13 protein-coding genes are annotated in these 15,803 nt (G+C 62.7%); all 13 read left to right on the top strand.

From position 1 onward, the window contains the following. Positions 1-37: 37 nt before the first annotated feature. The 13 genes from HPY64_07150 to HPY64_07090 all read left to right on the top strand — a co-directional run bounded on the left by HPY64_07150 (position 38) and on the right by HPY64_07090 (position 15,787). On the top strand, positions 38-1,027 hold the full coding sequence (locus HPY64_07150) for a glycosyltransferase family 2 protein (GenBank protein ID NPV66905.1): 990 nt from the start codon (positions 38-40) through the stop codon (positions 1,025-1,027). A gap of 5 nt (positions 1,028-1,032) precedes the next feature. Then, positions 1,033-2,190, top strand: coding sequence for a glycosyltransferase (locus tag HPY64_07145; GenBank protein NPV66904.1), 1,158 nt, complete (start codon positions 1,033-1,035; stop codon positions 2,188-2,190). A gap of 87 nt (positions 2,191-2,277) precedes the next feature. Next, on the top strand, positions 2,278-4,566 hold the full coding sequence (locus HPY64_07140) for a hypothetical protein (GenBank protein ID NPV66903.1): 2,289 nt from the start codon (positions 2,278-2,280) through the stop codon (positions 4,564-4,566). Then, positions 4,563-6,824 carry a YfhO family protein gene (locus tag HPY64_07135; GenBank protein NPV66902.1) on the top strand — a complete coding sequence of 754 codons (2,262 nt, stop codon included), beginning with the start codon at positions 4,563-4,565 and terminating at the stop codon, positions 6,822-6,824. Before HPY64_07140 ends, HPY64_07135 begins: the two co-directional genes overlap by 4 nt. Continuing rightward, positions 6,821-8,341, top strand: coding sequence for a hypothetical protein (locus HPY64_07130; GenBank protein NPV66901.1), 1,521 nt, complete (start codon positions 6,821-6,823; stop codon positions 8,339-8,341). Before HPY64_07135 ends, HPY64_07130 begins: the two co-directional genes overlap by 4 nt. 121 nt (positions 8,342-8,462) lie before the next feature. Continuing rightward, positions 8,463-8,750 carry a 30S ribosomal protein S6 gene (locus HPY64_07125; GenBank protein NPV66900.1) on the top strand — a complete coding sequence of 96 codons (288 nt, stop codon included), beginning with the start codon at positions 8,463-8,465 and terminating at the stop codon, positions 8,748-8,750. Between the two features lie 78 nt (positions 8,751-8,828). Further along, entirely contained in the window at positions 8,829-9,236 is a 408-nt protein-coding gene (locus tag HPY64_07120) for a single-stranded DNA-binding protein (protein NPV66899.1), read from the top strand. 119 nt (positions 9,237-9,355) lie between these two features. Then, the gene (locus HPY64_07115) at positions 9,356-9,658 is read left to right on the top strand and encodes a 30S ribosomal protein S18 (protein NPV66898.1); all 303 of its coding nucleotides are present in this window, start codon (positions 9,356-9,358) and stop codon (positions 9,656-9,658) included. A 108-nt stretch (positions 9,659-9,766) separates the two neighbouring features. Next, positions 9,767-11,080, top strand: a complete 1,314-nt coding sequence (locus HPY64_07110; GenBank protein NPV66897.1) for a hypothetical protein — start codon at positions 9,767-9,769, stop codon at positions 11,078-11,080. Between the two features lie 224 nt (positions 11,081-11,304). After that, positions 11,305-12,447, top strand: a complete 1,143-nt coding sequence (locus HPY64_07105) for a GntR family transcriptional regulator (protein NPV66896.1) — start codon at positions 11,305-11,307, stop codon at positions 12,445-12,447. Between the two features lie 155 nt (positions 12,448-12,602). Further along, complete coding sequence (locus HPY64_07100) at positions 12,603-13,976, top strand: extracellular solute-binding protein (protein ID NPV66895.1); 1,374 nt, start codon at positions 12,603-12,605, stop codon at positions 13,974-13,976. Between the two features lie 123 nt (positions 13,977-14,099). Further along, complete coding sequence (locus HPY64_07095; GenBank protein ID NPV66894.1) at positions 14,100-14,960, top strand: sugar ABC transporter permease; 861 nt, start codon at positions 14,100-14,102, stop codon at positions 14,958-14,960. Continuing rightward, positions 14,957-15,787: a carbohydrate ABC transporter permease gene (locus HPY64_07090; GenBank protein ID NPV66893.1), complete on the top strand. Its 831-nt coding sequence runs from the start codon at positions 14,957-14,959 to the stop codon at positions 15,785-15,787. The genes HPY64_07095 and HPY64_07090 overlap by 4 nt, the downstream gene beginning before the upstream one ends. Positions 15,788-15,803 lie beyond the last annotated feature (16 nt).

The raw sequence follows: 15,803 nt of genomic DNA, 5'->3' as shown, positions 1-15,803 counted from the left end.
CGCGGTCATACCCGGTAGAATCGGGATCGGGGCGGGTATGCTCATGGAGAAGGGCAGGCCGATGCCGGACGTCTCGATCGTGATCGTCAGCTGGAATGTGGCCGATCTGCTGGATGCCTGCCTGCGCAGTATCGCTGCCGGGCCGGTGCAACTGGTCGGCCCCGGCAGGGAGGCGGATCCGGCGGACGGGCGGCTGGCAGTCGAAGTCATTGTGGTCGAGTCGGGCAGTAGCGATCACTCGCTGGCGGTGCTGGAACGCTATCCCTGGGTGGTGGCGCTGCCACAGGCGGAGAATATCGGCTTCACGCGGGGCAATAACCTGGGCCTGCGGGTAGCCCGTGGCCGTTACCTGATGCTGCTCAACCCGGACACAGAGGTTCTTGATGACGCGCTGCCGACGCTGGCGGCGTACCTGGATGCACACCCTGACGTGGGTATTGTCGGACCGCGTACGCTCAACAGTGATAGCTCCATCCAGTCTACCCGGCGTGAGTTTCCTACGTTTGTGACGGCCCTGTTTGAGAGCACATGGCTGCAACGCTTTGCGCCGCCCGGCGTGTTGCGCCGCTACACGCTGAGCGATCGACCCGACGATGGCACGTATGACGTCGGCTGGATGCAGGGGTCTGCGCTGATGGCCCGCCGCGAAGTGTACGAGCAGATCGGCGGGCTGGATGAGGGGTATATCATGTACTCCGAGGAAATGGATTGGTGCCGCCGGGCGCGGGATGCAGGCTGGCGGCGGGTGTATGTTGGATCGGCGCGGATCATCCATCACGGTGGCAAGAGCAGTGATCAGGTGGAGGCTCGCCGCCATATCTATTTTCAGCAGAGCAAGGTGCGTTACTTCCGCAAGTTTCACGGGCGACTGGCCGGGGAAGTGCTGCGGTTTTACCTGCTGGCCCAGTATGCCTGGCAGCTGGGGCTGGAATGGCTCAAAGGGCAACTGGGACACAAACCGGCGTTGCGGCGGCAGCGCGTGGCAGCGTACCGTGAAGTGCTGCGATCGGGGTTGCGGTCGGAGTGAGGACGATGCGTATCGGGTTGATCACCGGAGAATATCCGCCTATGCAGGGCGGCGTGGCCGACTTCACGCGGGAGATCGCGCAGGCATTTGCTGACCTGGATCATGCCGTGTTTGTGCTGACCGATCGACGAGGCGCGGGTAACGGCGATCCCGGTGTGCGCGTCAGTGCAACGGTGCACGGCTGGAATCGGGCCAGCCTGGGGGCTGTACAGCGCTGGATCGCCGTCAACCGGCTGGATGTGGTGAATCTGCAGTATCAGACAGCGGCCTATCAGATGGCGCCATTGATTCACTGGCTGCCGCGCCTGACGGGTGCGGTCCCTTTTGTGACGACCTTTCATGATCTGCGTGTGCCTTACCTGTTTCCCAAAGCCGGTCCGCTTCGTGAATGGTGGGTGCTGCGCCTGGTCCGCGATTCCGATGCCGCAATTGTCACCAATCCTGAGGATGAACAGCGGTTGCGGCGGGCTGGCGGGGCGCGACAACTTGTCCACATCCCGATCGGCTCGAATATTGCGCCGGGGACGCCGGAAGGCTTCGACCGGGCGGCCTGGCGGGTGCGGCTAGGCGCTGCGCCGGGGGAAAGGCTGGTGGCCTACTTCGGTTTTCTCAACCGTAGCAAAGGGGTGGATGTCCTGCTGCGGGCGCTGGCTGCCGCCCACACACCGGAAACGCCATTCAGACTGGCGATCGTTGGCGACCGGACGGGCAGCAGCGATCCGACTAACGCGGCTTACGCAGCGGAGATCGAGGCACTGGTAGACCGGCTGGGGTTGGCCGGGCGGGTAACCTGGACGGGCTACCTCAGTCCGGCGGAAGTCAGCGCGACACTGCTGGCGGCTGACTGCTGCGCGTTGCCGTTCCTGGATGGCGTCTCGTTCCGGCGGGGGAGTTTGATAGCAGCGCTGGCTCATGGCTGCGCGATCATCACCACAGCCCCGGCGGTGCCCATACCGGAGGTACGCCACGCCGAGAATCTGTTTCTCGTGCCGCCGGGGGACGCCGATGCGCTGGCTGCAGCGCTTCAGATCGTCACTGCCGATGAGTCGCTGCGTCAACGGCTGATGAGTGGCGCACAGGCGCTCTATAGCCTGTTCACCTGGGATCGGATCGCGGTGCAGACAGCGGCCCTGTACGCTGACCTGATCCGGTCGTCTGCCTGAACCGGCGCAAACTCGGCAGAGCCGGACGGATCGGGTACACTGGCCGACCGTGAGATTCCCGGCTGGCTTGATGCGCAGGAGGCGCGGTTGTCTTCCTCCCGGTTTCGGTTGATTCTGGCGGGTATCCTGGCCCTGTACCTGGTACTGGCGCTAAGCTACAGCGCGCTGGTACCGCTTTTTGAGTCGCCGGATGAGCTGACCCACTATGCCCTGGTTCGTCACCTGGCGCTGAATGGGTTACGCCTGCCGGTCCAGCAGGTTATCGATCCCGGCCCCTGGGCGCAGGAGGGTAACCAGCCACCGCTGTACTACTTCCTGGCTGCGCTGGGCACGTTGCGGATCGACGCGGCTACGCCTCCAGAGAGTCAGCTCAATCCTCATGCGGATATTGGCGTTGTGCCCGCTGATGGCAACATTAACCGGATGATCCACGACCCGGCGCTAGAAGCCTTCCCCTGGCGCGGGACGGCGCTGGCGGTTCATGTGGCGCGGCTGCTCTCGGTACTGATGGGTACAGTCACTGTCCTGACGACGGCCCTGATTGCGCGGGAGGTCTTTCCTCGTTGGCCACAGGTCGCGCTGGCGGCGGCGGCGTTTAATGCCGTCTTGCCGATGTTCGCCTTTATCAGCGGGTCGGTCAATAACGACAATCTGGCCAATATGCTGGCCGGGCTGTTGACCTGGCAGATCATCCGCCTAGGGCGGGGGGACACCGCACCGTCATGGCGGGTGTATGCGGGTGTGGGCGTATTGGCCGGCGCGGCACTACTGGCCAAGCTCAGTCTGGGGCTGCTGGTGGCGCTGGTGGCGCTGGCGCTGCTCCGGCTGAGCGTGCTGCGCCGGGATTGGCGACCGCTGGTCGTGGGTGGCGCGATCAGCGGCGCGGTGGCGCTGGCGCTGGCCGGCTGGTGGTATGCACGCAACCTGCAACTCTACGGCGACCCGACCGGGTTGAGAATCTTCCTGCAACTTATCGGCCAGCGCCCGGTACCGGCTGATCTGTGGCAACTGTGGAGCGAGCGTGAGTCGCTGCTACGTTCCTGGTGGGGCGTGTACGGCTGGATGAATGTGCTGCTTCCTGATGGGATCTATGTCCTGCTGAACCTGCTCGGAGCGGCGGGAGTGATCGGTTTTGCTGCCCTGGGCTTTGCCCGGCTGGCCGGGCTGGCGCAGCAGGAATGCCGCCCGGAGCGCTGGCCGATGACGGTGGCTGTGATCTGGCCGCTGCTGGCGTTCGGCGCGTTGCTGCGCTGGACGAGCATTACACCGGCGTCGCAAGCGCGGCTGCTGTTCATCGCTATCGGACCGCTGTGCCTGTGGCTGGCAGCGGGGTTGGGCTGGTGGCTGCCGCGCCGCGCCCGGACATTTGCGTGGGGCGCCGCAGCGATCTTGCTGGCAGGCGTGGCGCTGTATGGCCTGTGGTTCATTGTCCGTCCGGCCTATGCTTTGCCGGCGCTGGATCGCCCGCTGGCGGCGGAACTGCCCGGCGAAGCGGTGGACTTTTACGAGCCGGGGAACGAAGCGCCAGCGTTGCGCCTGCGCGGGTACAGGCTGGAAACGACAGCGGCACAGCCGGGCGGGGCGCTCAGCCTGATGCTGTACTGGGAGGTGTTGCAGACGCCAACACGCCGCTGGAGCCTGTTTGCCCACGCCGTAGATAGCGCCGGGTTGATCGCCGGGCAGCGCGATCGCTACCCCGGTGGGGGAACCTTGGCGACGGACTGGCTACGTCCTGGCCAGCAGTGGGTTGAGCCGCTGACGATCGTCCTTCCAGACACGGCCTATGCGCCGGATACACTGGTAGTGCTGATCGGACTTTACGATCTGGCCAGTGGCGAGCGGATGCTGATTGCGGAGCATGACGGCGAGACGGCGTTGCTCCTCACGCCTCCGGTACATTTGCAGCCACGCTTGGATGAAACCGGTCTGCCCAACCCGCGCTACGACAACTTCGGCCACCTGATCGCTCTACGGGGATACGATCTCAGCGGACGGCGTCTGCACCCTGGTGAAACGCTGACGGTGACGCTCTACTGGCAGGCGCTGGCACGCATGGCGGAGGACTACACGGTCTTCGTCCATGTGATTGACCTGGCAACATGGACGATCTACGGCAGCTCTGATGCTGCGCCGGCTAACTGGACCCGCCCGACGTCCTCGTGGGAAGCGGGCGAGATCGTGATCGATGCTCACACGCTGACTGTGAATCCGGAGACTCCGCCGGGCGTGTACACCGTTGAGATCGGGCTGTATCGGATGCCGCAGCCTGGTACGTTCGAACGGTTGAACGTGGTCGCGGCGCCGGGCGGACAGGCAAGCGACGTGATCTACCTGGCGCGGGTGGCGGTTGACGCGGCGGAAGGTGGCACACCATGAGGTTGGCGAGCGTGAAATGGCGGGCGGACGCCGTGGCCTGCCTGATCCTGATGGCGTTATGGGGCGGGTTCTTCTGGCGCTTTCTGACGCCAGTAGCGGCTGACCAGGTTTCCCTGGCGGAAGGCGATTTTTCCGGCCAGTTTGTGGCTTTCGGCGCGTACCAGGCAGCCCGGCTGTGGGCAGGGGAAGTGCCACTGTGGAACCCTTACAACAACGGCGGCCTGCCCTTCCTGGCGGATACCCAGGCAGCCGTCTTCTACTTGCCGCGCCTGCTGACCATCGTCCTGACCGGCCTCAGCGGGGGGTGGACGTATCAGGCGCTGGAGCTGGAGATGATGGCCCATGTGTTGCTGACCAGCCTGCTGATGTACGGGCTGATCCGGCGGCTGACGGCGGAGTCGAGGGGCAGCGTGGCGGGCGCGCTAACCGGGGCGATCGTGTGGGCCTACGGCGGTTTCATGACTGGTTATCCGCCGCTGCAACTGGCCCTGCTGGAGGCGGTGAGCTGGGGGCCGCTGATCCTGCTGGGCGTGCACGAAGCCACGCCGCAGGAGCGACCACGCCCCGGCTGGCTGATCCTGAGCAGCCTGGCGCTGGGTTTGAGTGTCTTAGCCGGGCATCCCCAGACGAACTGGTTTCTGGGCTGGCTGGCTGTTGCCTATCTGGCCTGGCGGGTGGCTCAGCGCCGCTGGCGCTGGACAGTGTTCCTGTTCGGCGGGGCGCTGATCGTGGCGCTGGCGGCGGCACTGGCGGCGGTGCAACTCCTCCCGGCGGCGGAGTATCTGCAACATACCACCCGCATCACCTACGGTTTTGAGGCCAAACGCAATGGCTTTCCGGTGCAGGATGTGATCCAGGTCGTTTTCCCGCGTGTATTGAGCGTGTGGTCGCCGCTGTATGTTGGGATTGTCGGGGCAATCCTGGCTGCGCTTGGCCTGTGGCAGGCAACGCGCGATCGCGTTTTCTGGGGTGGGGCGGCCCTGCTGGCGCTGCTGCTTAGCTTCGGAGGGAACGCCGCTTTGTACGGCCTGCTGGTCAACCTGTGGCCGGGTCTGAGCCTCTTCCGCGGGCAGGAACGCGCAGCCATGGTCATCGCGCTGGCGCTGAGCGTACTGGCCGGGCAGGGAGCGTGTTACCTGTTCAGCCTGGACCTGGCGCGGGCCAGCGCGATCCGGGCGGCGCTCCGGCGTGGCCTGTTGCTGCTGGGTCTGCTCACCGGGTTCGTGACGATCGTGGCATTTGTGCTGTCACTGGGGAAGGCAACCGGCTTTGACGCTGAGAAGCTGGAGGCGCTGGCCTTCTCCGCGCTGGTTGCCTGGTTGGCGGCAGCGACGGTGCTCTGGCTGTTGCGTGGGCCGGGCGACCGGCTGCGCCAGGGCGCAGTGGTGGCGCTGCTGGTGTTCGATCTGTTCACGGTAGCGGGCGACAACCTGCTGGCGGAGCCAATCCCGCCGGGCGAACGGCTAAAACAGCCGGAAGTGCTGGCTGTTGCCCTGGATGACCCGGCGGTGCCGCCGCAGCGTGTCGACGGACAGCGCGGTGTGCTGGCCAACTACGGCACGCTGTGGCGGATCCCGGATATTCGCGGGATCAGCCCGCTGTGGCTGGACGGGCCGTATGCCGTGATCGGGCAGGATTTTCCCAACTCGCTGGCCTGGGAATTGTTCGCCGTCCGCTATGTGTTCACCGACTGGCAGGAGTTGCCCGTGCCGAGCACGATTGTTGCCAGCGGCACGGATGCCTACGGGCCGGTCAACGCGCATCGTCTGATCGATCCGCGGCCCTTCGCCCTGCTCATGGATGATGTCTGGCGCGTGGAGGGCGACGCCAACGCACGGGCGGTGCTGGCCGAACCAGGTCTGAATCCGCGCCGCACGATCGTCCTTGATGTCAGCGGAGGTGTGACGCTACCGGAGGTATTGCGGGCAACCGGCTCAGCGACAGTGACGGACTTTGCTCCGGAGGCGATCACGATTGGTGTGAAGGATAATCCCGATCCAGCGGTGTTGAGCCTGGCGCTGCCGCACTATCCCGGCTGGCAGGCTTTGGTCGACGGGCAGTCTGTGCCGTTGCTCCGCGCTTATGGGGCGCTGAGCGCCGTTATCCTGCCGGGCGGCGCGACCGAGGTGCGGCTGGTGTATGATCCGTGGACGTTCAAGATTGGCGCAGCGATCAGTGTTGTCGCCTGGAGCGGGCTTGTGCTGGGCGGGTTGTGGCTGGCCGGGATGCGGTTGCGCCGCAAGGATGGCTGGAGGTGAGTGTGTCGGAACTGGACCACATGATGGAACGTATCCTGCGGCTGAAGGGAGCGACAGTTGCAGTCATCGTTGGGGTGGCGGCGGGTTTGCTGGCTGGCCTGGTTGGGCTGGCGATTGTGGCGCTGGGGCCGGTCTACGCCATAGCGATGGTACTGGGTGTATTGGGCGGGCTGTACATTCTGACGGACCTGAACGCGGCCTTGTATGCGGTGGTTGCAGTGATCACCCTCATCCCGTATGGCACGCTGCCAGTCAAGATCATCATCACCCCTTCGCTGCTGGACTTTGCGCTGATCGCTTTCCTGATGGTTTATGCCTTCCAGTGGATGACCGGGCGGCGGCGGCTGTTCCGCCTGACGCCGGTGCATGGCTTGATCCTGCTCTTCGGCCTGGTGCTGTTGTTTAGCTTTCTGATGGGATTGCGCCATGCGCCGCTGACCAACAACATCCTCAAGCAGTTCGCGGAAATGCTGATGGCGATGGCGATGGCTTTTGTGCTGGCGGATGTGCTGCGTGACGAGCGCAGCCTGCAGCGGTTGATGCGGGTGATTGTGGCGTTGGGTGCGGCGACTGCCCTGATTGGGATCATCCTCTACATCCTGCCCGACAGCCTGACGGAAGCGTTGCTGGTGCGGCTGGCGCCGTTTGGTTATCCCAATGGTGGGGTGGTGCGCTATGTCGAAGACAATCCGGCTCTGGCCGAACGGGCGATTGGGGTGTGGATCGATCCAAACTCTTATGGGGGTGTTCTGGCCGTGCTGGGCGCGTTGATCGCCCCGCAACTTTTCAGTAATCGTTTGCTTGGCTGGCCGCGCTGGTTAGTGGGTGGGGCGCTGGGGCTGGTAGGCCTGGCGCTGCTGCTGACGTATTCGCGTGGGTCGATGCTGGCCCTGGGCGCCGCGCTGGGTTTTGTGGCGGTGATGCGCTACCGGCGGCTGCTCTGGATCATGCTGGCGGCAGCGGCGGTGATCCTGATGCTGCCGGTGACTCAGGGGTATGTGGCGCGCCTGATCGAAGGATTGCAATTCGCCGATCAGGCATCGCAGATGCGGATCGGCGAGATCAACGATGCCCTGCGACTGATCGGGCGCTATCCGCTGACCGGCGTTGGGTTCTCCGGGACGCCGACCCGCGACCTGTACCTGGGGGTAGCTAATCTCTACCTGACACTGGCGGGTAATACGGGCCTGCCGGGCCTGGGGGCGTATCTGCTGATGATCGGCGGCCTGCTGGTCTATGGCCTGCGGGCCTGGTCGCGCCCGGGACGCACGCTGCGTTTGGAGGGCTTCTGGCTTGGGGCTTATGCAGCTATTGTGGCAGTGCTGGTAGCGGGAATCTTTGACCACTACTTCTTTAAGCTGGAGTTTCAGGCGTCGGGGACGTTGTTCTGGCTGGTCCTGGGTCTGGCTACGGCGGTATCACGTCTGTGGCTGCTGACCGAGAAGGAGGGCGCCGGCGAGGCGCAGCCCTCGCTGGCGAGCGAAATCAGCCTTGCCAAAGTCTCTGATGTAAGGTAGTATGGCCGACGCGAATCGTGACCCGGTTTGAGCGACGCACGACAAACCGGCTTTCCGCTCTTGACCTGGCATCCCCGCCTGGGAGAGGGCAATCCCGAGGAAAGGAGGCGAAAGCCACCTCATGCGTAAATACGAACTGGTTTTCATTATTCGTCCGGATGTCGCCGAAGAGGCTGTTACCGCTGCAATCGAGCAGGTGAAGCAGTGGGTTACGGCGCAATCGGGCGAAGTCCAGCGCGTGGAACAGTGGGGGCGGCGCCGTCTGGCGTACCCGATCAATGATCAACGCGAAGGACATTACGTGCTGTTCAACCTGATGCTGGCGCCACAGGCCATCGACGAGGTTGAACGTAACCTCAAGCTGAGCGATGTGATCCTGCGCCACCTGCTGGTGCGTGTTGAGGAGTAACTGGTGGCGCGGCGGCTTTGCGCTGACACTCCTGAAGGCAGGTGAAGGTGGATCATACTGGGTAGAGGAGTCGTTGTTATGGGGCGGGGGCTGAATAAGGTCATGATCATCGGCCACCTGGGACGTGACCCGGAGATGCGGTATACGCCCAGCGGTCGCCCGGTGACCAGCTTTAGTGTGGCAACGAGCCGGACGTGGACATCCGCTGAAGGAGAGCGCCGCGAAGAGGTTGAGTGGTTCAATGTCGTGGCCTGGGGCGCCCTGGCGGAAATCTGCAAGTCGCACCTGACCAAGGGCCAACAGGTCTACATCGAGGGCCGGCTGCAAACACGCGGCTGGGAAGATGAAAACGGCAAGAAACATTACCGTACCGAGCTGGTGGCCAACGAGATGATCCTGCTGGGTGACCGCCGCGCCCCTGGAGAACTGAACCAGTATGATTCGTTCGAATCGGCGGATGACGACGAGGAAGACTACGCATTCTAGACTCTGTCCGCAGCTCAGCAGGGCAGGTGGCTAAGACACTCTGTCTGAATGTCCGGGCAATAGCGGATAGGTTCCGGGCTGAAGAGCAGCTTTCAGCAGTGAATGAATAGGGAAGACCCATGAGCGATCTGGATACTCAATACACAGATGACATCGGCGGCGATGAGGAACAATTAGACCGCCGTTCTGGTCGGCGGGGTGGACGCCGGCGTCGCGTGTGCCCGTTCTGCGGTGATAAGATCCGCGAGGTTGACTACAAGGACGCCGATCTGTTGCGTCGCTATGTCAACGAGGAAGGTAAGATCCGTCCACGCCGTCAGACGAATGTCTGCGCGCGTCATCAGCGCAGCCTGGCCCAGGCGGTAAAGCGGGCGCGTCACCTGGCGCTGCTGCCTTTCACGGGGCAGCATGTGCACGGCTAAGTCAGGGGTGCTTGTGACCAGACGGGCATGGAAGGCTGATGTTTGGTCGGCCTTCCGTGCCATGTCTGTTTGAGGTCGGCGTCCTACTACGAGGAGAAGATAATCCGTATGGCCAAGAAAGCCACCACGGGCGTCCCCACCCGGCGCAAGGCTTCGCCGGAGCAGGAAGGTCCTCGCACGTATCTTTCCCGCGCGGAACGCGAGGCGCGCGCACAACGCTGGGTGCTGATCGGTATTGGTGCGGCGCTCGGGCTGGCGCTGATCGTGTTGCTGGCCGGGATCATCATTGAAGGATTTGTACGCCCCAACCAGCCGGTCGCCGTTGTCAACGGTGTGGCGATCACCACAGCGGACTTTGAGAAGCGCGTGCGCCTGGAGCGCTGGCAAAGCGGCCAGCTGTTGCTGAACGTCGCCGGTCTATATGGCGTGGAAATGCTGACCGATCAGAACAGCCCCTTCTACCAGCAGGTGATCCAGCTCCTGCCGGGGCGGGAGGCATTGCTGGGCAGCCAGGTGCGCGACCAGATGGTGGACGAAATCCTGATCCGCCAGGAAGCGGCAGCGCGGCAGATCACCGCCGAGTCCGCAGAGATTGACGCGCGGATCCAGGAGTTCTTTGGCTACAATCCCAACCCGGAAGAGCCAACGGCGACGCCAGTGCCATCAGCAACGCCAACGCCGATCGTGTCGCCCACGCCATCCCCGACACCTACAGTTACGCCGGAGCCTTCGGAGACTCCACTGCCGACTGTCACCCCGCAGCCGACCACTACCCCACAGCCGACGCTGACTGCTGAAGAACTGGCTACGCGCTATCAGGAAGTCTCTGAAGACTACCTGAGCCGGGCGGCGGAGGTTTCCGGCCTGAGTCGGGAAGAGATCCGGGCGATCTTCGAGGTGCAGGTATTGCGGGAAAAGCTCCAGCAGGCAGTGACTGAGGACATCGGGCCGATTGAGGAGCAGGTGAACGCGCGGCACATCCTGGTCAAGACCGAGCAGGAAGCACAGGATGTCCTGGCGGCCCTGGCGGAAGGTGAGTCCTTCGCCGAACTGGCCCGTGCTGTCTCGATCGATACCGGTAGTGGCCGCCTGGGCGGCGAACTGGGCTGGGCTGGCCGCGGCAAGTATGTCGCTGAATTTGAGGATGCCGTCTTCAATGGCGAGATCGGCCCGATTATCGGCCCGGTACAATCGGAGTATGGCTACCATATCGTGCAGATCCATGCACGTGAGGATCGTGAACTGACGACGGCAGAGCTTGAACAGAAGCGCCAGACGGCTTTCACCGAGTGGCTTGCCGAACGGCGCAGCAGTGCCGAGATCACCTATCCGTATAGCTACACGGATCGCACGCCGGACGATCCCACAATCTACGATCTTGGTCTGGCTGGGCTGCTGGGCGGTAGCAGTGGAGGATCATAGCCGCGCCTGAGTCCAGGGTGAAGTGAACTGGTCAGAGCTGAACAGAGTCTGAAGCATATGCGCCGGGTGGTATTTCCACTCGGCGTTTTTTTGATGGCGGCAAGGCCGGGTCTTCAACACGTTCTTCTGGTTGGCCAATGTCTGAAGTGATCAGATCGCCAAATACTTGATCTGGCGCCAAAGTTGTCCTATGATGAGCTTGAGCGGACTTGTCCGGACAAGACATGACAGGCATGTTCAAGCTTTCCAAGACCAGCTCGCTGCCCCTGCACACCCAACTCCTCAACGAACTCCGCCATGCCATTCTGAGCGGGCGGCTTAAGCCACATGACCGTCTCCCCGGTGAATTCGAGCTGGTGGAGCAGCTTGGCATCAGCCGGACAACGATTCAGAAGGCCTGGGACGCTGCCGAAGACGAAGGGCTGATCTACCGTGTTCCCGCCAAGGGGACATATGTCGCTGCTCCGCAACAGGGTCAACAGGTCTCGCGGAGTGTCGGCTTTCTGGTGCCGCAGTTCCTGTACACGTTTGACGGTGATCTGCTTGACGGGGCGGAGAAGGTCCTGCGCCAGCATGGTTACCGGCTGCTATTCGCCCAGACGGAGCGGCGCGTCGAAGAGGAGAATCGCCTGCTGCATACCATGTGCCAGGAAGGGGTGGTGGGGTTTCTCCTCTGGCCGGTCAGCGACCCGGAAGAGAAGCGTATCCTGAGCGGGGAGAATTGCCGCGTGCCGATCGTGCTGCTTGACCGACCCATCCCCGGCGTGGCATTGCCGTGCGTCACCAGCCGCAACTACGAAGGCGGCATGCAGATCATGACACATCTGCTGGAACTGGGGCATCGGCGAATCGCGTTTCTGGCCTGGCCGCACCTGAACCTGTGGCCGATCGCTGAGCGGTTCCGGGCGTATCAGGATGCGATGCGCGGTGCAGGGCTGGAGCCAATGGCCGAGCCGCTGTATATCGGTGTACCCTCAAGCGAGGCGACCAACTACCGGCGGCTGGCCCAGTCCGCTCAGGAGGATGTCCAGCGGTTGACCATTCTCCTGAGCCAGCCTGATCGCCCTACGGCGCTCTTTGCTATGAATGATCTGGTGGCCATGCTGGCGCTGCAGGCGGCCCGCCGGGCTGGCGTGCGTGTTCCGGAAGATCTTTCCATCGCCGGGTTTGATAACCTGGAGATGACCGAGCATGTAACCCCGCCGTTGACGACGGTGGCCCAGGATGTGCGTTTGATGGGCGCGGAGGCAGCAAGGCGTTTGCTGGCGTTAATTGCCGGGGAGCCGGTGCAGGATGTCTTTACGTTGTTGCCGACCCGCCTGATTGTCCGTGAGTCGACCGGCCCGGCTCCGAAAGGAGGTGTTTAGCGGAGGAGTAGATTGAGCCGCAATATGGATTGATGAGCTGCCGGGCCAGGAAACCATTTGTGCTTGCGCCCGGCCAGCGCCAGGAGCCACGCTTTTCAGTGGCACTCGCAACGCCGAAATGCTGTGTCTTGAGTTTTAGAACGAGGAGAAGCAAGATGCTCACAAGGAAGTTTAGTAGTCTGCTGCTTGTTCTCGCCCTGATTCTGATGGCAGCAGCGCCTGTACTGGCGCAGGGCGAAGAGATACGCCTGACCATGACCTGCCGGTGTGTGGCGGGTGGCGTGAACAACAACTTGGTGGTGTGGCTGAATACCTACGTGTTCCCCACCTTCCAGGAAAAGATGGCCGCCGAAGGCAAGAATGTGGTCGTTGAGCTGGTGGAGTTTGGCGGCGGCGACGAACAACTCAAAGAGCAATATGCGCTTGACCTGGGCGTCGGCGCCGGCCATGACGTTTTTGCTTTTGACGGCTTCTGGGTGCCGGAATTTGTGGAAGCCGGGCTACTGAAGCCACTTGATGAGATCGCCGGCGAGGCGGTCACCAGCTGGGAAGGCTGGGCGCATATCACGCCGGGCATCCAGAGCATTCTGGGTTACCAGGGCAAGCTGTATGGCATCGCCAGCGGCACCGATGTGCGCCAGATCTTCTATCGTACAGACGTCTTTGAGCAAGCCGGTATCGAGATGCCCTGGCAGCCGACCAGCTGGGCGGAACTGCTGGACACCGCGCGCGCCCTGAAGGAAGCCGGCGTTGAAATCCCGCTGCAGGTGAACGCGGGCACGGCGATGGGCGAAGCCACCACCATGCAGGGCTGGTTCATGGTCCTGCTGGGCGCTGGCGAGCATATGTATGACTTCGAGGACGGCAAGTGGATCGTCAGCAGCCCGGCTATTCTGAACGCGCTGAACTTCTACAAGACCGTCTACCTGGATGAGGGCCTGGGTGACGCCCGGATGCAGCTGGTGGCTGACGGTCGTGACCGTTCGTTCCAGGCGTTTGCTGAGGGTCGTGTCGGCATGTTGGTGGAAGGCGACTGGTTCTGGCGTTCGGCCATCCTGAACTTCCTGGATGTCCCAACCCGCAATCAGGTGGTTGGCTGGGCGAAGATGCCCGCCATGGAACCGGGCAAGGGGTATCGTGGGCAGGACTTTGTCACGATCTCCGGCGGTACGGGCTGGGTGCTGAATCCCAATACCGAGCATCCGGTGGAGGCCTGGGAATTGCTGGCCCACATGTCCAGCCTGGACGCCCAGCGCGCCTGGGAGCTGATCCAGCCGCGCATCAACTTCCGCGATGACGTACCGGTTGGCGGTGACCCGGTCATGTCGGCTATGGCCGAGGCGCTGCTGCCGCTGACCACCGTTCGTCCGATGCTGCCTGCCTACCCGCAGATTTCGTACCAGGCGCAGCTGATGACCGAGCGTGTCGTCTCCGGCGAGATGACACCGGAAGAAGCGATGGCGGCCTATGCGGAAGCCGTCACGGAACTGGTGGGCGAGGAGAACGTCAAGAGCATCCCGCTCCAGTAACAGGAATCCAACTCGGCGGTGGGGCCGGGCTGGCCTGTACAGGCCCGGCCCCCTTTGATTGTCAAGGGGTGCGTTGTGGAGCAACAGCGAGGCGTCTTTTCCAGCAGGGTTGGCCTGGCTTTTCTGACGCCAGCCCTGTTCTTTGTAGTCATCTTTTTGCTTTTCCCCTTTGTGTGGATCTTCTACCTGAGCTTTACCAACCAGACTCTGACGGGCGCTTCAGCGCTCAGCCCGTCCTTTGTGGGCCTGGAAAACTATGCGCGGTTGTTCGACTTCGACCGCTGGGCGCGGGCGGGGGAGTTCGGGAGCGCGCTGTGGATCACCATCCAGTTTGTGCTGGGTTCAGCGCTGCTGGGGCAGGCGGTGGTGGGGCTGACGATCGCCTGGGCCTTCTACCGGCGTAAGGGGTTGCTACGAGAGCTGGTCTTCACACTGGCGGTGCTGGCGTGGATCATCCCGGATGTGGTGGTGGCGTTTGCCTGGAGCGCCTTTCTGGATTATGAGCAGGGCACGCTGAACGCGATTCTGGGGGTGCTCGGCCTGGGCCGTCCCGACTGGCTGTTCCGCTATCCGCTGGTTTCGATCATCTTGTTCAATACATGGCGTGGCTCAGCGTTTTCAATTCTGCTATTCTCATCGGCGCTGGAGACCATTCCACCATCGTATGTCGAAACCGCTGATGTCGTGGGCGCGTCAGCGTGGCAGAAGTTCCGCGATATTCTCTTCCCACTATTGCGTGGCCATATTTTGACGGACCTGATCCTGATCACGTTGTGGACCTTCAACGTCTTCACGCCCTACCTGCTGACTGGCGGCGGACCGACGTTCAAGACGGAAGTCGTGTCCATTTATATCTACCGTACCGCGTTCAAGTTCTTTGAGTTTGGCAAAGGTGGCGCGATAGCCGTGGTTGTGATGCTGATCAACCTGACTCTGGCGATGGGCTATCTGGCCATGCTGCGCCGGCAAAAGGCAAGCGCATGAACCGTTACGAATCTCCTCTAGCCCGACTGGGCCTGGTACTGTTCACCCTTGTAGCAGCCTCGTTCTTTGCTCTACCGCTGTTGTGGCTGGCGACCGCGCCGTTTGACGCGCGGGTCAACCTGACGGTGCATATCCCGGCTGAGTTGACGCTCGACAACTTCCGGGCTGTCTTCCAGAACTCGTTTGCTGTGCGTGCCCTGCTGGTCAACAACCTGATCATCGCGGGCGGGGCAATGGTGATGGTAGCCACAGTGGCGACTTTGGCCTCTTATGGCCTCTCGCGTACACGCATTCCGGGACGTGACATCCTGGTCTACGTTCTGATCCTGTTTTCGTCGGTGGTAGGGGGGACCGCGGCGATGGTGCCGCTGTTCCTGCTGGCTTACCATCTGGGGCTGGTCGATACGCACATCGGGGTGATCCTGGTGATGACCGGTGGCCTGCTGCCCTCGGCGATCTTCATCATGCGCGACTTCGTGGACACGATCCCGCGCTCGTATGAGGAGGCAGCACTGGTCTTTGGTGCGTCGCCATTGCACATCTTCCGCGATATCGCTTTCCCGCTGGTGCGGCCCGGTGTGGCGGTGGTCGCGATCTGGGCGTTTGTGAACGCCTGGGGCGCTTTCTTGATCCCGGTGGTATTGCTGCGCAGCCCGCAGAACATGCCCGCTTCGGTGGCGCTCTATTCGTTTTACAGCGAGGCCGGGACGCCGGTGCATACACTGGTGGCCGCTTATGCGTTTCTGTACACCATCCCGGTTCTGGTGTTGTATCTGATTGTCAACTGGCGCTTTGGCTTCCGCTTCTTTGGCGGCATCAAACGATAATCGACAGGACAGGCAC

The sequence above is a fragment of the Anaerolineae bacterium genome, from assembly GCA_013178165.1.
Taxonomy (GTDB): Bacteria; Chloroflexota; Anaerolineae; order Aggregatilineales; family Ch27; genus Ch27.
The sequence above is the reverse complement of the archived record's forward strand: the minus strand, read 5'-3'. Positions and strand labels throughout refer to the sequence as shown.